This window comes from Mycobacterium sp. E2462 (genome assembly GCF_001672685.1).
In the GTDB taxonomy this organism is placed as follows: domain Bacteria; phylum Actinomycetota; class Actinomycetes; order Mycobacteriales; family Mycobacteriaceae; genus Mycobacterium.
On record NZ_LZKC01000012.1, the window covers coordinates 13,423 to 33,500 of the forward strand.

Consider the following 20,078-nt stretch of genomic DNA (forward strand, 5'->3'; position numbering starts at 1 on the left):
GAGGCGCGCGAGGCGCGGGTGTGCGGCTGGCGTCACGTTCGCGAAACGGGCCACGCCCGACGGACGGTTAGCCGCCCAGGCAGCCGGGGCCGAGCAGCGCCTTGAGGTCACCCATCAGGGCCGGCGACGGGGTCACCCGCAGCGACGCGTCCAGCTCCAGCGTGGTGATCCGCTCGCTGCTGATCAGCCGCAGGTGCACCTGCGCCGTGCCGGGGTGGCGGGCCAACACCTGCTTGAGCGCGCTGACCTTGTCGTGGGTGCACTGCCGGGTGGGCAGGCTGACGGCGAGCGGCCGGTTCACCTGCGCGCTGGAAAAGTCGGGTACCACAAGCTCGTTGGCGATCAGCGCGATGCGGTCATCACGGATGGCCACCTTGGCGTTGATCAGCACCACCGCGTCGTCGGCGATGTCGGCGCCGTAACTGGAGTACGCGTGCGGAAAGAACATCACCTCGATGCCACCGGTGAGGTCTTCCAATTGGGCTGAAGCCCAGGGCATTCCGTTCTTGTTGACCCGGCGGTTGACCGACGCGAGGATGCCGCCGACCCGCACCTGCGTCTCGTTGGCGACGTCGCCGTCGAGGATCGCCGGGATCTGGGTGTCGGTCTGCGCGGCCAGCAGGTGCGCGACCCCGTTGAGCGGGTGCCCGGACACGTAGAGCCCCAACATCTCCCGTTCCAGGGCGAGCTTGTGCTTGTCTTCCCACTCGTCGTCGGGGACCTTGATGGTGAACACAGAGTCGGTGACGCTGCCGTCGCTGCCGCCGCCGAACAGGTCGAACTGCCCCATCGCCTCGGCTTTTTTGGTGCCCAGCACCGAATCGACCGCGTCGGTGTGGACCAAAAACAGGCCCTTGCGGGCGTGGCCCAGCGAGTCGAACGCGCCCGCCTTGATCAGCGACTCGGTGACCTTCTTGTTGCACGCCGAGATGTGGATCTTGTTCAGGTAGTCGGAGAAGTCGGTGAACTTGCCCTTGTCGTTGCGGGTGGCGATCAACGAGCCGACGACGTTGGCGCCGACGTTGCGCACGGCGCCCAGGCCGAAGCGGATGTCTTGGCCCACCGAGGCGAAGTTCACCAACGACTCGTTGACGTCGGGCGGCAGCACCGTGATCCCGAGCTTGCGGCAGTCGGCCAGATACACCGCGGCCTTGTCCTTGTCGTCGCCGACCGAGGTGAGCAGGCCCGCCATGTACTCGGCCGGATAGTTGGCCTTGAGGTAGGCCGTCCAGTAGGACACCAGGCCGTAGCCGGCGGCGTGCGACTTGTTGAACGCGTATCCGGCGAACGGAAGGATGGTGTCCCACAACGCCTTCACCGCTTTCTCGGAGAAGCCGTTGGTGGTCATGCCCTCGTAGAAGCCCTTGTACTCCGCCTCGAGCACCTCGAGCTTCTTCTTGCCCATCGCCTTGCGCAGCGCGTCGGCCTTGCCCATCGTGTAGGAGGCGACCTTCTGGGCGATGAACATGATCTGCTCTTGGTAGACGATCAGGCCGTAGGTTTCGGCGAGGATCTCGCGCAGCGGCTCCTCGAGTTCGGGGTGGATCGGCCGGACCGCCTGCCGGTTGTTCTTGCGGTCGGCGTAGTCGTTGTGGGCGTTCATGCCCATCGGGCCGGGCCGGTACAGCGCCAGGACGGCGACGATGTCGTTGAACTCGGTGGGCTGCATGCGGCGCAGCAGGTCGCGCATCGGGCCGCCGTCGAGCTGGAACACCCCGAGGGTGTCGCCGCGGCCGAGCAGCTCGTAGGTCGCCTTGTCGTCGAGCGGCACCGACTCCAGGTCGAGGTCGATGCCCCGGTTGGCCTTGATGTTATCCAGCGCGTCGCCGATGATCGTCAGGTTGCGCAGGCCCAGGAAGTCCATCTTCAGCAGGCCGATGGCCTCACACGACGGGTAGTCCCAGCCGGTGATGATGGCGCCGTCCTGCGGTCGCTTCCACAGCGGGATCGCCTCGGTCAGCGGCTCGCTGCTCATGATCACCGCGCAGGCGTGCACGCCGGCGTTGCGGATCAGGCCCTCCAGGCCGCGGGCGGTCTGGTAGATGGTGCGCACGTCGGGGTCGGTCTCGATGAGCCCGCGGACCTCGGCGGCTTCCTTGTACCGCTCGTGGTTCGGGTCGGTGATGCCCGACAGCGGGATGTCCTTGGCCATGATCGGCGGCGGCAACGCCTTGGTGATCCGGTCGGCGATGGCGAAACCGGGCTGGCCGTAGTGGATGCGCGCCGAATCCTTCAGCGCCGCTTTGGTTTTGATGGTGCCGAAGGTGATGACCTGGGCGACCCGGTCGGAGCCCCACTTGTCGGCGGCGTAGCGCACCATCTCGCCGCGCCGACGGTCGTCGAAGTCGATGTCGATGTCGGGCGCGGACGGGCGCTCGGGGTTGAGGAAGCGCTCGAACAGCAGGCCGTGCGGGATGGGGTCGATGTTGGTGATGCCCAGCGCGTAGGCCACCAGCGAGCCGGCGGCCGAGCCACGCCCCGGCCCCACCCGGATGTCGACCGAGCGCGCGTGGTTGATGAGGTCCGCGACGATCAGGAAGTAGGACGGGAAACCCTTGTCGCAGATGACCTTGATCTCGTATTCGGCCCGGTCGATGTAGTCCTGGCCGACGCCCGATCCGAACCGCCGCCGCAGCCCGGCCATCACCTCGTGGTGCAGCCAGCTCGCCTGGTCGTGCCCCTCGGGAACCGGGAAGATCGGCATCCGGTCCCGCGGCGCCCACACGTCGTCGTAGGGCTGCACGCGCTCGGCGATCAACAGCGTGGAATCGCAGGCGCCGGGCACCTGGCTGTCCCACAGCTGGCGCATCTCGGCCGCCGACTTCAGGTAGTAGCCGTCGCCGTCGAACTTGAAGCGGGTGGGATCCGACAGCGTCTTGCCGGTCTGCACGCACAGCAGCGCCTCGTGGTTGTGCGCGGCGTCGCGGGTCACGTAGTGGCAGTCGTTGGTGGCCAGCGGCGGGATGCCCAGCTTGCGGCCGACCTCCAGCAGCCCCTCGCGGACGCGCTGCTCGATGGACAGGCCGTGGTCCATCAGCTCGAGGAAGAAGTTGTCGGGCCCGAAGATCTCGCGCCACTTGGCGGCGGACTCCAGCGCCTCGCGGGTGTGGCCCAGCCGCAGCCGGGTCTGCACCTCGCCCGACGGGCAGCCGGTGGTGGCGATGATGCCCTCGGCATGTTCGGCGATGAGCTCGGCGTCCATGCGCGCCCACTTGCCCAGCTGCCCCTCGAACGAGGCCAGCGAGGTCAGCTTGAACAGGTTGCGCAGCCCGGTGGCGTTCTCGGCCACCATGGTCAGGTGGGTGTAGGCGCCGCTGGCCGACACGTCGTCGCTCTTCTGGCTGGGGTCGCCCCAGGTGATGCGGCGGGTGTCGAACCGCGAGCCGGGCGCGATGTAGGCCTCGACCCCGATGATCGGTTTGATGCCGGCCTTGACGGCACCGTTGTAGAACTCGCTGGCGCCGAACATGTTTCCGTGGTCGGTCATGCCGATCGCGGGCATTCCCAGGCGCGCCGCCTCGGCGAACATCGGGGCGATTTTCGCAGCGCCGTCGAGCATCGAGTACTCGGTGTGGTTGTGCAGATGCACGAACGACGACTCGCGACGAACGCTCGCGTCAGGAGGCAACGACTCGGTCATAGGGACGCCAGTCTATGACCGCGCACCGACGCTTTTTGGGCGTGTCGCGCAAGTGTGTCTCGCCGAGTTCGCGCGGATGCCAGTGGCGACCCGCGGCGCCCGGCTCCGCCGCGCTTGCGATCGCCCGGAGGTCAGTGGGCGACCCGCCGCGCCCGGCTCCGCCGCGCTTGCGATCGCCCGGATGCCAGTGGCGACCCGCCGCGCCCGGCTCCGCCGCGCTTGCGATCGCCACGGGGGGGGGACTAGCCGTACAGCTCGACGAACCGGGTCAGCGACTTCTGAACGTCGCCCTTGACGGCGCGCGCCGCGGCCGCGCCGACCGGCCCGAACAGCGGGCGTCCGCCCAGCTCGAGGCGCAGGCCGAGGCGGGAACCCCCGGCCGCCGCGGCCACGGTGAGCGCCACCGCGTACTTCGCGCCGCCCTTGCCCGCACCCGCGAGCACCACCTCGTGCGGCGGGTCCCACGTCGTCACGGTCCAGACCACCCGGTTGCGGAACCCCTTGGCACGCGCGACGCCCACCACCTCGGTGCCCTCGGTGATCTCGTCGGGCAGCTCGCTGCGCCACCCCTCGTGCACGACGAGCCAGTCCCCCAGGTGCGCGAGGTCCGACACGCGCTCCCACGCGTCCCGCGGGCTCATCGGCACCTCGGCGGTCACGTCAACGGCGGCCATCGGGCGAGCGTAACGCGCCGCGCGGGGCGCCCGTGCGGCCCCCGAGGCGTCGGGCGTCTGCTAGCGGCTGGGGCCGCCGCGGAACCGGTTGCCGATCCGGATCCCCGGCAGCAGCAGGCTGCGCGGAACGAACCGGCCGCCGGTGCTGACGACCTTGGGGACGACACCGGGCACGACGGTGCGCCGCCCGGAGAGCATCCCGCTGATCGCCGCCTCGGCCACCTCCCGCGGCGACACCTGCGCCATAGGGATGCTGAACCGCTCGGCGTTGGCGATCTCGGCCCACTCGGTGGGCACCGGCCCCGGGCACAGGCACGTGACCGACACCCCGGTGCCGTGCAACTCCTCGTGGACCGCCTCGGAGAACGTCTGCACGAAGGCCTTTGTCGCCGAGTACACCGCCATGTAGGGCACCGGCTGGAACCCCGCGATCGAGGCGATGTTCATCACCGCGCCCGCCCCGCGCTTCACCATGCCGGGCAGGGCCGCGTGGGTCAGCTCCATCAGCACCAGGGCGTTGAGCGTGACCTCCTCGCTCTCCCGCTCGACCGGCAACTCGTGGAACACGCCGCTGGTGCCGAACCCGGCGCTGTTGCACAGGCCGGCGATCGGCTCGCCCCGCAGCCGGTTGATCAGCTTGGCGCGGCCCTTGGCGTCGCTGAGGTCCAGCGGCAGCACCTCGACGGCGACGGAAAACTCCTTGCCCACCTCGTTGGCGAGCTCGTCCAGGCGCTCGCGGCGGCGCGCGACCAGCAGCAGCGGGAACCCGCGGCGCGCAAGCCCACGCGCCAGCTCTGCGCCGATGCCGGAGGAGGCGCCGGTGATGACGACGGTGGACTGGATGTCAGGCTTCGGCAGGCTCATCGTCTCACCAATGTATCCCGCGGGTCGCCCGCACAAACGCCTCGCTGCGTCGATCGAAACGTTCTGCCTCCGAAGGCGATTCACCGCCCTTCGCCGCGTCGGAATCACCGAACATGGCGAACGCGCGGTTGCGCACGCGGTCCATCACCGCCGGATTGACCGCGTCGGCTACCGCCGCGAACTGCCCGAACGGCGAGCTGGCGCGGCGTGGCCGGTGCACGATCGCGTCCGCGATCACGCCGGCCGCCTGCTCCGGGGTCAGGGCCGGAAACTTGTCGTAGAGGGTGGTCGGGCTGATCATCGGCGTGCGAACCAGCGCCATGTGCACGGTGGTGAAGCGGACGTCGTCGTTGACGGTCTCGGCCTGCAGCGCGTCGCACAGGCTGTCCAGCGCCGCCTTGCTGGCGATGTAGGCGCCGAATCGCGGTGCCCGCGTCTGCACCCCGACCGAGGAGACGTTGATGACGTGCCCGCAGCCGCGCTCGCGCATCCCGGGGATGAACTTGAGGATCAGCTGGACCGCGCCCAGGTAGTTGAGCTGCATGGTCCGCTGGTAGTCGTGGATGCGCTCGTAGGACAGTTCCAGCGACCGCCGGATCGACCGGCCGGCGTTGTTGATCAGGATGTCGACACCGCCGAGGTCGCTGAGCACCCGGTCGGCCATGTCGGCGATGGCGTCCATGTCGGTCAGGTCGCACGGGTAGTAGTGCGCGATCCCGCCGTTGCCGCGGATCTCGTCGGCGACCTTCTCGAGGTTCTCCTTGGTGCGGGCGACCAGCACCACCGCGCCGCCGGCGTCGGCGATCCTCTTGGCGGCCGCCTCGCCGATGCCCGACGACCCGCCCGTGATCAGGGCCACCTTGCCGTCGACCGCGTCCTCGAGCGAGCGGCCCTGCACCGCGTCCAGCAGGTTGCGCAGGTAGAACGGCCGGTAGCGCCCCGCCGAGTTCGGGGTGTTCACGAGGTGCGACACCGCCGCCAGCGGCTTCTCCACGAGGCTCCCGATGGAGTTCTCCACCAAGTTCGTGAGGTCACCAAGGTTCATCGGCATTCCCTCCTGATGATGTCGGCCCCCCGACCGCAGCTGGCCTGCCCGTTGACCGCCACCGCCTTGTGGGGCTGTGCGAGTGATGTGACGTGCGTCATTACGCCAACCTAGGACATCAACGGACCGGCGCGGCGCGGATTGCCGCCAAGTGCCGGGCCCCACCACCTCACGGCCCGGTCGGGGCCGGCGCCAGCATCGGGCAATCCGCTTGTTACACAGGGCAATCCGCGCGTGATCGCACACTAACGGTCGGGCAACGGCGAAATGCTCCAATCGTGGTTATGAAAATTCTGGCGCGCTTCCACAAGCCCGAACCGGTCAGCACCGTCTACGACCGGATCGGCGGTCACGAGGCACTGGAGGTCGTGGTCGAGGACTTTTACGATCGCGTGCTGACCGACGATCAACTGTCCGGCTTCTTCACCGGGACGAACATGAACCGCCTCAAGGGCAAGCAGGTGGAGTTCTTCGCCGCCGCGCTCGGCGGCCCGGAGCCCTACACCGGCGCCCCGATGAAGCAGGTGCATCAGGGACGCGGCATCACCATGCACCACTTCGGCCTGGTGGCCCGCCACCTGTCGGACGCGCTGACCGCTGCGGGCGTGCCCCCGGAGACGGTGACCGACATCATCGGCGCCATCGCGCCGCTGGCGCCGGAGATCGCCACGGGCGACGCCAAGTCGTCGGTCTGAGCGCTTCCGTCCCGCGGGCGGGCGTCGGCGTGTCGCGCGCGCGGGCGGCCCGAGACGCGGTACCCAAGCACCTATGAGACTGCTCGCCGCCCTCGCCGTGGTCCTGGTGGCCAGCGCCTGCGGCGCCAAGGCCGACCAGCCCGCGCCCGGGAGCACGACACCGCCGCCCGCATCGCCGTCGCCGTCGGCCGCCCGCCCGGCGGCCCTGGACTGCGCTAAACCGGCGTCCGACGCGCAGCGGCTGGTCTGCAACGACCAGCAACTCGGCGACCTGGACCGGCGCCTGCAGACCGCCTACCAACAGGCGCTCGCCCGCCCGGGCGCGGACCAGGCGGCGCTGGGCGCCGCGCAGGCCAGCTGGGCGGCCGCGCGCGACGCCTGTCCCCAGAACACCGACCTGCGCAGCTGCGTTCTCGAGGCGTACCGCACGCGACTGGTGCAGCTGGCCGTCGCCGACCCCGCCACGACGCAGCCCCCGGTCGTGTCCTACCGATGTCCCGCCGAAGACGGTCCGCTGACCGCCCAGTTCTACAACCAGTTCGACCCGCCGACGGCGGTGCTGAATTGGAAAGGCAACCAGCAGATCCTCTTTCAGCAGCCCTCGGGCAGCGGCGCGCGCTACGGCCGCCAGGGCGCGGAATACTGGGAACATCAGGGCGAGGTGACGCTGCACCTGGGTGGCGCCGAATTCGTCTGCCACACAAGCTGATTCGTCCCGGTCAGTCGAACACGACGACCGCCCGGCCGACGATGTCGCCCCGGCCCAACGCCTCCAGGTTGTCGTTGATGTCGTCGAGTTTCACGGGCACCACGTGATGCTTGATCAGCCCTTCGCCGGCCAGGGCGAGCACCTCCCTGAGGTCGTTGTAGTTGCCCCAGAACGAGCCGAAGTAGGACTTCTCACCGCTCACAAAAGGAAATATCGGCAACTGCACCTGCTGGCCCATGAGACCGACCTGCGAGAGCGCCCCCGCGGTATGCAGAATCGCGGCGGCCAGGCCCAGCGATTCCGCGGACCCGGCGCAGTCCAGGACAGCGTCGACGGTGCGCCGGCCGGTCAGGTCCTCGAGCTCGTTTTGGACGTCCTCGGCGGACTTGTCCCGGACGTTCACCGTGTGGTGGGCGCCGTGTTCCCTTGCCATGGCCAGCTTTTCGTCGCTGCGCGCGAATCCGAGCACCGTCGCGCCGCCACCGAGCAGCCGCGCGTACTGCACCGCGTAACCGCCCAGGCCGCCGATGCCGTTGACCACCACCGTCCGGCCGGCGCCGAGCTTGCCCGCGTCACGCAGCTTCTTCATGCCGCGATACGGCGTGAGCCCCGCATCGGTCAGCGGCGCCAGGTACTCGGGTTGCGGATTTTGCTGATCGGCAATGGAGATCACGTGGTCGAACGGCGCGACCATGTATTCGGCGAAGCCCCCGTTGGGTCCGAAGCCGACGAGCTGCCCGTTGGCGCACAGTTGCTGATTTCCTTCGTGGCATTGCCGGCAGGTGCCGTCCCCCCAGTTCGGGTCGACCACCACGAGGTCGCCCTCGGCGATGCCGGCCGCCGCGGGCACGTCGGCACCCACCGCGGCGATGGTGCCCGCCACCTCGTGCCCGGGAATGAAGGGAAACTCGACCGGCAGGCCGTCCCGGAAATAGCCGTCCAACAACTGATAGTCGCTGCGGCACATGCCCGTTGCCGCCACCTTGATCAGCACCTGGTGGCGCCCGACATCGGGAACCGGGACCTCGTCGATCTCCAACGGCTGGTTGTACCCGTGCATGCGCGCTGCCCGCATCGGCATGGCCCCTCCTCTTGTCGTCGTCATCGCCGGCGCCGGTCCCGGTCCCGGTGTCACCACAGCCAACCCGATCGTCGACGACCGCGGTACAAGATTCCTGCTCGATGTTTGCCGATTTCACCGCGGCCGGCGCACCGGTTGCCCAGCACACGACCCGCCGGTTCGATACCTTTTAGGCGCGGCGTGTTGCTGCTCGAGGAGGTGACGACCTGACCGCCACCGCACACATCGAGCACCATGTCAGCTCCGCCGACCTCGTCGCCGAGCTGACGGCCCGCGCACCGCGGACGGGTGCCAACGTCGGGCTGTGGCCGGGCCTGACGATCTACCGTTTCACCGACCCCACCGAACCCGAGTGGCAGGAGATCCAGGGACTCTCGCTGGGCCTCGTCGCGCAAGGCCGCAAAGCGGTGATCGAGAGGGGCCGGCGCCACGTCTACGACCAGTTCAGCTACCTGGTCATCAACGGCGACCTGCACTTTCAGAGCGAGGTGCTCGAGGCCTCACCGAGCCGGCCCTGCGTGTGCATGGTGCTGGAGGTGGACCCCGGCACCGTGCGTGCGCTCTCCGATGAGATGCCGGGCCGGCGGCGCGGTGCCGCGGCGGTGCCGGCGCAGGCCCCGGCGTGCGTCGTCTCCGCGCTCGACCACGAGGTGCTCGGCTCGGTCCTGCGCTTCCTGCGGTCGCTGTCGAGCGACGTCGACCGGCGCGTGCTGGCGCCGCTGTACGTGCGCGAACTCGTCTACCGGGTGCTGCAACGCGAGCAGTTCGCCCGGCTGCTGCACTTCGCCGCCCAGCAGGCGGCCGGCAATCCGATCGGCGCCGCCCTGACGTACATCGACGCGCATTCGGCCGAACCGCTCACCGTCGCGACCCTGGCGGCGCAGGTGGGCCTGAGCCCCTCGGCGTTCACCCGGGCGTTCCGCGAGGTGACGGGGTCTTCGCCCTATCAATACGTCAAGGATGTTCGGTTGAACCGGGCGCGCGAGCTGGTGCTGGATCGGCGGCTGAGCGTGTCCGACGTCGCCCAGCGCGTCGGCTACGTCAGCGCCTCACATTTCATCAAGGAGTTCCGGACGCGATTCGGGGCCACCCCCCGTGACTACGCGCCCCGGCCGGAAGCCCGCGGGGCCGCCCGATGACTCAATGCGCGCGCATCGGTGACGAGTTCGGGCGAACCTGTCCGACCGGCAGTTACGCCGTGCTGCACTGAGGCTGGCAAGGCCCCGACGAAGGAGACTCAACAATGACCGCAGCCAGCCCAAATGTGCAGCCCCGCACCATCACTCACGTCGGTGTGACCGTCACCGACGCCGATGCGGCCGTCGAGTGGTACCAGCGCGTGCTGGGCTTCGCGCTGCTGCACGAACCCCAGGAGTACACCGCCGGTGACGGCTACTTCGGCCGGTTGGTCGCGGACATGCTGGGACCGCACGTGGTCTCGGGCCGGATCGCGATGATGGACGCCGGCAACGGCGTCGGCCTGGAACTGTTCGAGTTCTCCGATCCCCAACCCACGCAGCGAAGCGCGGACGAGAACACGCAGTTCTACTTGCACAGGACCGGTACGTTCCACTTCTGCGTCATCGACCCCGACGTCGAAGGTCTGGCGCGGCGCATCGTCGACAGCGGCGGCAAGCAGCGCAGCGCCGTGTGGGAATTCGCGCCGGGGATCGGTTTCTACGTCTGCTACTGCGAGGACCCGTTCGGCAACATCGTCGAGATCTACTCCCACGGCACCACGCAGATCTGGAGCACCCTCGCGCTGGTCAACGGGAAGGCCGGTACGCATCAGGTCTGATCGCTGTCCGACAATGCTGGGATGCCGCGCACTTTCGAGGAGCTGATCGCCGAAGCCGCCGCCGCTCCTGTCGACGGTTGGGATTTCGCGTGGCTCGACGGCCGCGCGACCGAACAACGCCCGTCGTGGGGTTACCAGAGGTTGCTGCGGCAGCGGTTGGCGACGGCGTCGGCCGCCCTGGACATCCACACCGGCGGTGGCGAGGTGCTTGCCGGCGCGGCGCCGTTCCCGCCGACCATGGCGGCCATCGAGACGTGGCCCCCCAATGCGGCGCTGGCCACGCGGCGCCTGCACCCGCTCGGCGTGCTGGTGGTCGCGATCCGCGACGAGCCGCCGTTGCCGTTCGCCGACGAGGCGTTCGACCTGGTCACCACCCGCCACCCGGTCTCGGTGTGGTGGTCGGAGATCCGCCGGGTCCTGCGGCCGGGCGGCACCTACTTCGCCCAGCACATCGGCCCGGCCACCATGGGTGAACTGGTCGAGTTCTTCATCGGGCCCCAGCCGCAACGGTGGGCCGAGTTTCGCCCCGAGGCCGTGCGCGCGCAGGCCGAGGCCGCCGGGCTGGAAGTCGTCGACCTGCGCATGGAGCGGATGCGGGCGGAGTTCTTCGACGTCGGCGCCGTCGTGTACTTCCTGCGCAAGGTGATCTGGACGGTGCCCGACTTCACGGTGCACCGCTACCGGGACCGGCTCGCCGAACTGCACGAGCGCATCACGGCGCAGGGATCGTTCGTCGCCCACTCGACGCGGCTGCTGGTGGAGGCGCGCACGCCGGCCTGATCAGCCCTCGTCGCGCAGGACGTCCAACGCGTGGCGCAGGTCGTCCGGGTACGGGCTGACGAACTCGACCCGCCGGCCGTCGGCGGGGTGGGCGAACGACAGCGACCGCGCGTGCAGCCATTGCCGTTGCAGGCCAAGCCTTTTCGCCAGTTTCGGGTCGGCCCCGTAGACGAGGTCGCCGCAACACGGGTGATGCAGGGCCGCGAAGTGCACCCGGATCTGGTGCGTGCGACCGGTTTCCAGGTGCACGTCGAGCAGGCTGGCGGCGACGAAGGCCTCCACGGTGTCGTAATGCGTGAGGCTGTGGCGGCCGTCGGAGGTGACCGCGAACTTCCACTCGCCGCCCCGGTGCCGGCCGATCGGCGCGTCGATCGTCCCGCTGGACGGGTCGGGATGGCCCTGCACCAGGGCGTGGTAGCGCTTGTCCACGGTGCGCTGCTTGAACGCCCGCTTGAGCACGGTGTAGGCGCGTTCGGAAAGGGCGACCACCATCACCCCGGAGGTGCCGACGTCCAGGCGATGCACGATGCCCTGCCGCTCGTGCACGCCCGAGGTGGTGATGCGGTAGCCCGCGGCGGCCAGCCCGCCCAGGACCGTGGGGCCGGTCCAACCGACCGAGGCGTGCGCCGCCACCGCGGCCGGCTTGTCGACGACGACGATGTCGTCGTCGGAGTACAGGATGGTCATGCCCTCGATGTCGACCGGCGTGTTCTCCGGCGCCGCGGGCGCCTCGGGCAGGCGCACCTGCAGCCAGGCGCCCGAGGTCAGCCGGTCGGACTTGCCGGCCTGCACCCCGTCCAACTCGACGCCGCCACCCTCGGCGATGGCGGCGACGGCGCTGCGCGACAACCCGAGCAGACGGGCCAGCCCCGCGTCGACGCGCATCCCCGCCAAGCCCTCCGGCACGGGCATCGAGCGGGCACTCATTTGTTCTGGTCGGCCTTGTGATCGTCGGCCGCGCTGTCGTCGGCTGCCCCGTCGCCGGGTTTGCGCCGGCCCACGGTGTCGAAGTCGAAGCCGAAGATCGACAGCGCGACCAGCAAGATGGCCCCGCCGACCACCGCCGGGTCGGCGACATTGAACACCGGCCACCAGCCGACCGACAGGAAGTCGACGACGTGGCCCCGCAGCGGGCCGGGGGCCCGGAAGAAGCGGTCGACGAGGTTGCCCATCGCGCCGCCCAGGATCATGCCCAGCCCGACAGCCCACCACGGCGACACCAGCCGCCGTCCCATCCAGAAGATGCCGCCCACCACGCCGGTGGCGATCAGCGTCAGCACCCAGGTGTAGCCGGTGGCCATCGAGAAGGCGGCCCCCGAGTTGCGCACCAGCGTCCAGGTGACCGTGTCGCCGATGATCGAGACGGGCTGGCCCGGCGGCAGCAACTTGACGGCCAGCACCTTGGTGACGATGTCCAACGCGAGGACGACCGCCGCGACCGACACCAGCAGACGCAACCGCCGCGGGGCGGGCGCCGCGGCGTCCCGCTCGGGCGCGGTCACCGGCTCGGTCGATCCAGAGGGTTCTTCGGGCACCCTCTCATCATCCACTAAAGGGACGGCCCGTTGGCGCACGGCGTGCGCCATGATTTCCCCATGGGACGACTCACCGTCATCGCCACCGGCGGCACGATTTCCACCGCGACCGGCCCCGACGGGGTGCACCGGCCCGCCCTGCGGGGCGCGGACCTGGTCGCGCCCGTGCGCGGCGGCCTCGACGTGGATGTCGTCGACCTGATGGCCGTGGACAGCTCGGAGCTGACGGTGCCGGACTGGGACCGGATGCGCACCGCCATCGCCGCCGCGGTCTCCGGCGGCGCCGACGGCGTGGTTGTCGCCCACGGCACCGACACCATGGAGGAGAGCGCGCTGTGGCTCGAGCTCACCTATGACGGCGAGGCGCCCGTCGTCTTGACCGGCGCGATGCGCAGCGCCGACGCGCCCGACGCCGACGGGCCGGCCAACCTGCGCGACGCCCTGGCGGTGGCGGCCAGCCCGTCCGCCCGCGGCCTGGGCGTGCTGCTGTCGTTCGCGGGCCGGGTGTGGCAGCCGCTGGGCCTGCACAAGGCGGCCACCCAGGACCTCAGCGGCTTCGCCGGTGAATTGCTGGGCACCAGCTCCGGCGGTGTGACGCTGCGGGGGCCCAAGACGCGCCCGCAGGTCGGCGCGGTGAGCGCCGCCGCCGCTCCGCGGGTCGACATCGTCGCCGCCTACCTGGGCTGCGATGCCGTGGCGCTGGACGCCTGCGTGGCCGCCGGCGCGCGCGGGGTGATCGTCGAGGCGCTGGGCTCGGGCAACGCGCCAGCCGCGGTGGTCGAGGGTGTGCGGCGGCAGTGCCGCGCCGGCGTGGTCGTCGGGGTGTCGACGCGCGTGCCCGGCGGCCGGGTCAGCGCGGGCTACGGCCCCGGCCACGACCTGGTGGCGGCCGGCGCGCTGATGGTGCCGCGGCTGCGGCCGCCGCAGGCGCGGGTGCTGGTGATGGCCGCGCTGGCCGCCGGGCTAGACGTCGCCGAGGTCGTCGGCCGCTGGGGCTGACGCGTCGCCGGCGTCGCGGGCCCGCAGGGCCTCGATGTAGTCCGGCCAGTTCAGGCTGTCCGTCGGGTTGGCGCGGGTGAGTTCGGCGGTGTCGGCGGGGAACGTCCGCGCCTGCCCCGACCCGGAGCTGCGGGTCTCGAAGCGCACCGTCACCACGCCGTGCCCGGCGCCCTGGACCCAGCCGTGCCCCAGGTCGCGGTGGCGCAGGTCGTCCCCGACGCGCCAGGGGGCGGCGCCCGCCGCGGGCGCCGGCGCGAACATCGCCTCGGTCGCGGTCTCGGTGGAGGCCACGTCGTGCGGCGCCTCCGACGCCGGCCCCGTGAAGTCCAGGTCGGGAAACAACGATTCCTGTTGCACGTCGCTGAGCCCCGAAAAGCCCACGCCCAGAAGCCGAATCGGCCCGATCTCGCGCGGGTCCAGCAGCAGCCGCCGGGCCAGCGCCCCCAGCGCCGCCGCCTCGGTGGTCGCGTAGGGCAGGGTCGCCGAGCGGGTCAACGTGCTCATGTCGGATTTCTTCAACTTGACCGTCACGGTCCGGGCGCCGCGCCCGTCGCGCAGCAACCGCTGGTGCGCGTGCTCGGCGATCGGGTCGATCGCGTCGCGCAGCTGGCCGAGCGTGGTCAGGTCGACGGCGAAGGTCGATTCGGAGCTGATCTGTTTGGCCTCGGCGCGTTCGGCCACGGGCCGGTCATCGATGCCGCGGGCCAGCCGGTGCAGCGCCGGCCCGATGGTGGCGCCGAGGATGTTCGCCGCCTCGGCGTCGCTCAGCGCGGCCAACTGCCCGATCGTCTCGATGCCGAGGCGATGCAGCTTCTCGTCGGCCACCGGTCCGATCCCCCACAGCCGGCGTACCGGCAGGCCGTCGAGCAGCGCGGTCTCCTCGGCCCGCCGCACCACCCGGACGCCGTCGGGTTTGGCCAGGCCGGAGGCGATCTTGGCGATTTGCTTGCCCGAGCCGGCGCCGACCGAGGCCACCAGGCCGGTCTCGTCGCGGACCCGTCGGCGCAGGTCCTCGCAGAACGCCTCGACCCGTTCGGCGGCCGCCCCGGCCAGGTGCGCCGGCTCGCCGAAACCCTCGTCGAACGACAACTGCTCGACGACCGGCACCAGGCTGCGCACGGCGTCGAACACCCGCCGGCTCGCCACGCCGTAGACCACCCCGCGGGGCGGCAGCACCACGGCGGTCACGCCGACCTGCCGGCGGGCCTGATGCATCGGCATCGCCGATCGGGCCCCGAAGACGCGGGCCTCGTAGCTGGCGCCGGCCACCACGCCCCGGCCCCCGAGGCCGCCGACGAGCACCGGCCGGCCCCGCAGGGTCGGCCGGGTGAGTTGCTCGACGGACGCGAAGAACGCGTCCATGTCGAGATGCAGCACCCAGCGCGACTCCACCCGATAAATGTATTGCGCCCCTGGGATACCGTTTTGGCATGGCCATGAACCTGGCGCACCGGCGGATCTGTAGCTCGGATCGGTGGGCGAAAGCGGTCGAGGACGAGCTGCTTCCATGGGCGTTGGCCGGTGTCGATCTGGGTGACAACACCCTGGAGATCGGACCGGGCTACGGCGCGATCCTGCGGGTGCTGGTCGACAAGACACCGCAGCTCACGTCCGTCGAGATCGATACGCCGATGGCGCAGCGCCTGCAGCGGCTCTACGGCGACCGGGCGCGGATCATCAACGGCGACGGCACCGATACCGGGCTGCCGGCCGAGGAGTTCAGTTCGGTGGTGTCGTTCACGATGCTGCACCACGTCCCGACGGTCGAGTTGCAGGACCGGTTGTTCGCCGAGGCGTTTCGGGTGCTGCGGCGCCGGGGCGTCTTCGCGGGCAGCGACAGCGTGACGTCGCTGCGGTTCCGGATCCTGCACTTCCGCGACACCTGCAACACCGTCGACCCGCGGACGTTGCCAAACCGGTTGCGCGCGGCGGGGTTTGCTGACGTCGACGTCGAGGTTCGCGGCGGCAGGCTGCGCTGGCGCGCCGTCAAGCCGTGAGCGTTGCGCGCACCTAACCGCACCGTGAAATCTTCGCGGTCGGGCTCGCTCGCGCCGCCCCGGCGATCGGGACGAGGCGTACAACGGAGAGCATGCCCCCTGTGTCGACTGACCCCCCGCCCGACCCGCAGCCGCACCTGATGCGTCAAGTAGCGGAGTCCTTCGGCGTAGACGCCGATCGCTACGACCGGGCCCGGCCCCGGTATCCCGACGCCCTCATCCAGCGCGTGATCGCCGCAAGTCCCGGCACCGAATTCCTGGACGTCGGTTGCGGCACGGGCATCGGGGCACGGCAATACACCGCGGCCGGGGTGACGGTGCTCGGCGTCGACCCCGACGCCCGGATGGCCGAGGTCGCCCGCCGCAGCGGCATCGACGTCGAGATCGGCAACTTCGAGACGTGGGATCCCCGCGGCCGTTCCTTCGACGCGGTCGTCGCGGGACAGGCCTGGCACTGGGTGGATCCCGTGCGAGGCGCCGAGAAGGCCTCGCAGGTGTTGCGGCCACACGGCCTGTTGGCGCTGTACTGGCATGTCTTCGATCCGCCCGCGGAGGTGGCGCAGCCCTTCGAGGACGTGCTCGCGCGCGTGGCGCCCGACGCGCCGCTGCTGACGCCGGGTTTCGGGCTACAAGAGGCGAACGTGCGGCGGGCGCTGCAGGGCATCCGGACCGCCGGCGGCTTCGCCGAACCCGAGCAGTGGCGGTTCGAATGGCAGCGGCGGTACACGCGTGAGGAGTGGCTGGACCATTTGGCCACCACCGGCCAGCTCACCCTTCTCGGGCCGGACGAGGTCGCAACGGTGCAGGACGCCGTCGGGACCGCCATCGACCGGCTTGGTGGCGAATTCACCATGGACTACGTCACTTTGGCGACGGCGGCGACGCGGGCCTGACGCCGCTCAGGCTTTCGCGATGGCGACGCGCACCCCGTCGCCGATGTCGGCGCCGTCGACCGGCTCGCCGAATTCGAAGCTGGTCGCGAGGATCTCCCCCGCGATCAGGTCGCGGTGCGTCGCGGCCCAGCCGGCGCGTTCGGCGGGCACCGCCATCACCACCGAGATGCGGTCGGAAACCTCGAGTCCCGTGGACTTGCGCAGCTCCTGCAGCTCGCGGATCCGGTCCTTGGCCCATCCCTCGGCCTCCAGCTCGGGGGTGACCGTGCCGTCCAGGACGACCAGTCCGGCACCGTCGGGCAGCGCCGCGGTGTATTCCGGGTCGGCGGCGACCAGCCGGGAGCTGTACTCCTGCGGTTGCAGCACCGCCGGACCGGCGGTCAGGGTGCCGTCCGGGTTGACGACGCCCGCACCGGACTTGACCGCCTTGATGGCCGCCTGCACGTCCTTGCCGAGCCGCGGCCCGGCAACCCGCGCGTTGACGGTGAGCTCGAACCGTCCGTAGGTGTCGATGGCGTCGGTCAGCTCGACGGACTTGACGTTGAGCTCGTCGGCGATCAGGTCGGTGAACGGCTCCAGCGATCGCGGGTTAGCCACCGCCACAGTGAGTTTCGGCAGCGGCAGGCGCACCCGCAACTTCTTGGCCTTGCGCAGCGACGACCCGGCCGAGCAGACCTCGCGCACCTGGTCCATCGCGGCGACCAACTCGGGGTCTGCGGGCACCGCACCGGGGCCGGGCCAGTCGGTCAGGTGCACCGAGCGCCCGCCGGTGAGCCCGCGCCAGACGATCTCGGTGACCGACGGCAGCAACGGGGCGGCCAGCCGCGCCGTCACCTCCAGCACGGTGTGCAGCGTGTCGATGGCGTCGGGGTCTTCCTCCCAGAACCGCGAACGCGACCGTCGCACATACCAATTGGTGAGCGCCTCGGTGAACTGGCGCAGCCGGTCGCAGGCGCGGGAGATGTCGCAGGTGTCCATCTCGCGGGTCAGATCGTCGCGCAGCTCGGCGAGCTTGGCCAGGATGTAGCGGTCCAGCACCTGGGTCGAATCCGTGCGCCAGGCACCGACTTTGGGCGCGTAGAGGGCCAGGAAGCTGTAGGCGTTCCACAGCGGCAGCAGCACCTGCCGCACGCCCTCGCGGATGCCCTGCTCGGTGACGATCAGGTTGCCGCCGCGCAAGATCGGCGAGGCCATCAGGAACCAGCGCATCGCGTCGGAGCCGTCGCGGTCGAACACCTCCGACACGTCGGGATAGTTGCGCAGCGACTTGCTCATCTTCTGCCCGTCGGAGCCGAGCACGATCCCGTGCGCCACACAGGTTTTGAACGCCGGGCGGTCGAACAGCGCGGTGGCCAGCACGTGCAGCGTGTAGAACCAACCGCGGGTCTGGCCGATGTATTCGACGATGAAATCGCCGGGGTAGTGGGTGTCGAACCAGTCCGCGTTCTCGAACGGGTAGTGCACCTGCGCGTACGGCATGGATCCCGAGTCGAACCACACGTCGAGCACGTCGGGGATGCGGCGCATGGTGCTGCGCCCGGTGGGGTCGTCGGGGTTGGGCCGGGTGAGCTCGTCGATGTAGGGCCGGTGCAGGTTGTCGGGCCGCACCCCGAAGTCGCGTTCGAAGTCGTCGAGGCTGCCGTACACGTCGACCCGCGGGTAGGCGGGGTCGTCGGACTTCCACACGGGAATCGGCGTGCCCCAGTAGCGGTTCCGTGAGATCGACCAGTCCCGGGCGCCCTGCAGCCACTTGCCGAACTGGCCGTCCTTGACGTGTTCGGGATACCAGGTGATCTGCTGGTTGAGTTCGACCATGCGGTCTCGGAACTGGGTGACCGCGATGAACCACGACGACACCGCGCGGTAGATCAGCGGATTGCGGCACCGCCAGCAGTGCGGGTAGGGGTGTTCGTAGGTCTCGTGGCGCAGCAGCACCGCGCCGTTGGTCGCCGCGGGGCCGCTGCCGTTCTTCAGGTCGCGGATGATGTGCGGGTTGGCGTCGAAGACGTGCTGCCCCTGGTAGTCCGGCACGGTGGCGTCGAAACGCCCGCGGGCGTCGACCGGGGTGACGGGCACGATGCCGACCTTGTCGGTGGTCGCCATGTCGTCCTCACCGTAGGCCGGCGCCATGTGCACGATCCCGGTGCCGTCGTCGGTGGTGACGAAGTCGCCCGGCAGCACCTGAAACGCGTTCTCGGCGTCGGCGAAGTACGCGAACGGCGGCAGGTAGCGGGTGCCCAGCAACTCGGCGCCCCGGTAGGTGCCCAGCATCTCGGGTTCGTCACCGAGCTCTTTGGCGTAGGCGCCCAGCCGGGGCAGTGCCAACACGAAACGCCGCTCCCCCACCTTGACGTGGGCGTAGGTCACGTCAGGGTCGACGGCCACCGCGAGGTTGGACGGCAAGGTCCACGGGGTCGTCGTCCACACCAGCAGGTAGGTGCCGTCGAGCTCGCCCCCAGCGACGCGGAACCCGACGGTCAGCGCGGGGTCCTGGCGGCTCTGGTAGACGTCGTCGTCCATGCGTAGTTCGTGGTTGGACAGCGGGGTTTGGTCGCGCCAGCAGTACGGCAGCACGCGGTAGCCCTCGTAGGCCAGGCCCTTGTCCCACAGCTGTTTGAACGCCCAGATGACCGATTCCATGTACGGCAGATCGAGCGTCTTGTAGTCGTTGTCGAAGTCGACCCAGCGCGCCTGGCGGGTGACGTAGGCCTGCCATTCGTCGGTGTAGCGCAGCACCGAGGCGCGGCAGGCGTCGTTGAACGCGGCGATGCCCATGTCGTCGATCTGCGACTTGTCGGTGATGCCCAGCTGCCGCTCGACCTCGAGTTCGGCGGGCAGCCCGTGGGTGTCCCAGCCGAAGCGGCGCTCCACCTTGTAGCCGCGCATCGTGCGATACCGCGGAACGATGTCCTTGACGTAGCCGGTGAGCAGGTGCCCATAGTGCGGCAGCCCGTTGGCGAACGGCGGGCCGTCGTAGAACACGTATTCGTCGGCGCCGTCGCGGCGGGCGATGCTGGCGCGAAAGGTGTTGTCGCGGGCCCAGTAGTCGAGCACCTCGAGCTCGAGCGCCGGGAAGTCGGGAGCTCCCGGCTTCGGATACGCCTGGACGTCAGCGTTTTCGGTCACGGTGTGCGTCGTCTCCTGTGCCCAGTCCTGTCAGGCCGGGGACGACGACGCGCTGGCTGCGCGAGCGCCGCGGTACCACCCCGCTTGCCGCGCGCTGCGCGGCCGCTCATTGGGCTGTGACGGGCCTACCCGTTCGGTTCTACTGAGCCAGGCGGCCGTTCTTCCGAAAGCTCCCCGGTGATGGCCGGATCGACGCCACTAAACGATTCTACGAACGGCGCGCCCCAAGGGGCTACCTGGCC

At 70.1% G+C, this 20,078-nt stretch carries 17 protein-coding genes; 8 read left to right on the plus strand and 9 right to left on the minus strand.

The window, feature by feature from the left end; all coding sequences use genetic code 11:
- Window positions 1–67: 67 nt before the first annotated feature.
- The 4 genes from dnaE to A5714_RS00755 form a co-directional block, all read right to left on the minus strand.
- Window positions 68–3,640 carry a DNA polymerase III subunit alpha gene (gene dnaE / locus A5714_RS00740; RefSeq protein ID WP_068281818.1) on the minus strand — a complete coding sequence of 1,191 codons (3,573 nt, stop codon included), beginning with the start codon at window positions 3,638–3,640 and terminating at the stop codon, window positions 68–70.
- A 242-nt stretch (window positions 3,641–3,882) separates the two neighbouring features.
- Window positions 3,883–4,314: an SRPBCC family protein gene (locus A5714_RS00745; RefSeq protein ID WP_068281820.1), complete on the minus strand. Its 432-nt coding sequence runs from the start codon at window positions 4,312–4,314 to the stop codon at window positions 3,883–3,885.
- 60 nt (window positions 4,315–4,374) lie between these two features.
- Window positions 4,375–5,178 (minus strand): SDR family oxidoreductase, encoded by an 804-nt coding sequence (locus tag A5714_RS00750; RefSeq protein WP_068067087.1) that lies wholly within the window; start codon window positions 5,176–5,178, stop codon window positions 4,375–4,377.
- A 4-nt stretch (window positions 5,179–5,182) separates the two neighbouring features.
- Window positions 5,183–6,223: an SDR family NAD(P)-dependent oxidoreductase gene (locus A5714_RS00755; RefSeq protein WP_068281846.1), complete on the minus strand. Its 1,041-nt coding sequence runs from the start codon at window positions 6,221–6,223 to the stop codon at window positions 5,183–5,185.
- A 284-nt stretch (window positions 6,224–6,507) separates the two neighbouring features.
- On the opposite strand from A5714_RS00755, the gene A5714_RS00760 reads away from it, so the two are divergent.
- Window positions 6,508–6,918: a group 1 truncated hemoglobin gene (locus A5714_RS00760; RefSeq protein WP_068281821.1), complete on the plus strand. Its 411-nt coding sequence runs from the start codon at window positions 6,508–6,510 to the stop codon at window positions 6,916–6,918.
- 73 nt (window positions 6,919–6,991) lie between these two features.
- Window positions 6,992–7,627: an MliC family protein gene (locus tag A5714_RS00765; protein WP_068281824.1), complete on the plus strand. Its 636-nt coding sequence runs from the start codon at window positions 6,992–6,994 to the stop codon at window positions 7,625–7,627.
- Between the two features lie 10 nt (window positions 7,628–7,637).
- Here A5714_RS00765 and A5714_RS00770 read toward each other — a convergent pair whose 3' ends face one another.
- Window positions 7,638–8,708: an NAD(P)-dependent alcohol dehydrogenase gene (locus A5714_RS00770; protein ID WP_082959500.1), complete on the minus strand. Its 1,071-nt coding sequence runs from the start codon at window positions 8,706–8,708 to the stop codon at window positions 7,638–7,640.
- 320 nt (window positions 8,709–9,028) lie between these two features.
- On the opposite strand from A5714_RS00770, the gene A5714_RS00775 reads away from it, so the two are divergent.
- The 3 genes from A5714_RS00775 to A5714_RS00785 all read left to right on the plus strand — a co-directional run bounded on the left by A5714_RS00775 (window position 9,029) and on the right by A5714_RS00785 (window position 11,286).
- Entirely contained in the window at window positions 9,029–9,847 is an 819-nt protein-coding gene (locus A5714_RS00775) for an AraC family transcriptional regulator (protein ID WP_304528495.1), read from the plus strand.
- A gap of 104 nt (window positions 9,848–9,951) precedes the next feature.
- Entirely contained in the window at window positions 9,952–10,506 is a 555-nt protein-coding gene (locus A5714_RS00780; protein ID WP_068281828.1) for a VOC family protein, read from the plus strand.
- 21 nt (window positions 10,507–10,527) lie between these two features.
- Complete coding sequence (locus A5714_RS00785; RefSeq protein ID WP_068281830.1) at window positions 10,528–11,286, plus strand: class I SAM-dependent methyltransferase; 759 nt, start codon at window positions 10,528–10,530, stop codon at window positions 11,284–11,286.
- On the opposite strand, the gene A5714_RS00790 is transcribed toward A5714_RS00785, so the two are convergent.
- Window positions 11,287–12,213, minus strand: coding sequence for an RluA family pseudouridine synthase (locus A5714_RS00790; protein WP_068281832.1), 927 nt, complete (start codon window positions 12,211–12,213; stop codon window positions 11,287–11,289).
- The gene (gene lspA, locus A5714_RS00795) at window positions 12,210–12,821 is read right to left on the minus strand and encodes a signal peptidase II (protein WP_068067106.1); all 612 of its coding nucleotides are present in this window, start codon (window positions 12,819–12,821) and stop codon (window positions 12,210–12,212) included. The genes A5714_RS00790 and lspA overlap by 4 nt, the downstream gene beginning before the upstream one ends.
- A 60-nt stretch (window positions 12,822–12,881) precedes the next feature.
- Here lspA and A5714_RS00800 point away from each other — a divergent pair, with 60 nt between their 5' ends.
- Window positions 12,882–13,820, plus strand: a complete 939-nt coding sequence (locus tag A5714_RS00800) for an asparaginase (RefSeq protein ID WP_068281834.1) — start codon at window positions 12,882–12,884, stop codon at window positions 13,818–13,820.
- Here the strand turns inward: A5714_RS00800 and A5714_RS00805 are convergent.
- Complete coding sequence (locus tag A5714_RS00805) at window positions 13,785–15,197, minus strand: DNA polymerase IV (RefSeq protein ID WP_197513492.1); 1,413 nt, start codon at window positions 15,195–15,197, stop codon at window positions 13,785–13,787. The two genes, A5714_RS00800 and A5714_RS00805, sit on opposite strands and share 36 nt — an antisense overlap.
- 53 nt (window positions 15,198–15,250) lie before the next feature.
- On the opposite strand from A5714_RS00805, the gene A5714_RS00810 reads away from it, so the two are divergent.
- Complete coding sequence (locus A5714_RS00810; protein WP_068067113.1) at window positions 15,251–15,817, plus strand: class I SAM-dependent methyltransferase; 567 nt, start codon at window positions 15,251–15,253, stop codon at window positions 15,815–15,817.
- Between the two features lie 92 nt (window positions 15,818–15,909).
- Window positions 15,910–16,710, plus strand: coding sequence for a class I SAM-dependent methyltransferase (locus A5714_RS00815; RefSeq protein WP_068281839.1), 801 nt, complete (start codon window positions 15,910–15,912; stop codon window positions 16,708–16,710).
- 6 nt (window positions 16,711–16,716) lie between these two features.
- Here A5714_RS00815 and ileS read toward each other — a convergent pair whose 3' ends face one another.
- Complete coding sequence (ileS, locus tag A5714_RS00820; protein ID WP_068281841.1) at window positions 16,717–19,836, minus strand: isoleucine--tRNA ligase; 3,120 nt, start codon at window positions 19,834–19,836, stop codon at window positions 16,717–16,719.
- Between the last annotated feature and the right edge of the window lie 242 nt (window positions 19,837–20,078).

Coding starts and splice junctions, on each gene's coding strand:
- dnaE (WP_068281818.1), bottom strand. CDS start 3,640: ATGACCGAGTCGTTGCCTCCTGACGCGAGCGTTCGTCGCGAGTCGTCG.
- A5714_RS00745 (WP_068281820.1), bottom strand. CDS start 4,314: ATGGCCGCCGTTGACGTGACCGCCGAGGTGCCGATGAGCCCGCGGGAC.
- A5714_RS00750 (WP_068067087.1), bottom strand. CDS start 5,178: ATGAGCCTGCCGAAGCCTGACATCCAGTCCACCGTCGTCATCACCGGC.
- A5714_RS00755 (WP_068281846.1), bottom strand. CDS start 6,223: ATGAACCTTGGTGACCTCACGAACTTGGTGGAGAACTCCATCGGGAGC.
- A5714_RS00760 (WP_068281821.1), top strand. CDS start 6,508: ATGAAAATTCTGGCGCGCTTCCACAAGCCCGAACCGGTCAGCACCGTC.
- A5714_RS00765 (WP_068281824.1), top strand. CDS start 6,992: ATGAGACTGCTCGCCGCCCTCGCCGTGGTCCTGGTGGCCAGCGCCTGC.
- A5714_RS00770 (WP_082959500.1), bottom strand. CDS start 8,708: ATGCCGATGCGGGCAGCGCGCATGCACGGGTACAACCAGCCGTTGGAG.
- A5714_RS00780 (WP_068281828.1), top strand. CDS start 9,952: ATGACCGCAGCCAGCCCAAATGTGCAGCCCCGCACCATCACTCACGTC.
- A5714_RS00785 (WP_068281830.1), top strand. CDS start 10,528: ATGCCGCGCACTTTCGAGGAGCTGATCGCCGAAGCCGCCGCCGCTCCT.
- A5714_RS00790 (WP_068281832.1), bottom strand. CDS start 12,213: ATGAGTGCCCGCTCGATGCCCGTGCCGGAGGGCTTGGCGGGGATGCGC.
- A5714_RS00800 (WP_068281834.1), top strand. CDS start 12,882: ATGGGACGACTCACCGTCATCGCCACCGGCGGCACGATTTCCACCGCG.
- A5714_RS00810 (WP_068067113.1), top strand. CDS start 15,251: ATGGCCATGAACCTGGCGCACCGGCGGATCTGTAGCTCGGATCGGTGG.
- A5714_RS00815 (WP_068281839.1), top strand. CDS start 15,910: ATGCCCCCTGTGTCGACTGACCCCCCGCCCGACCCGCAGCCGCACCTG.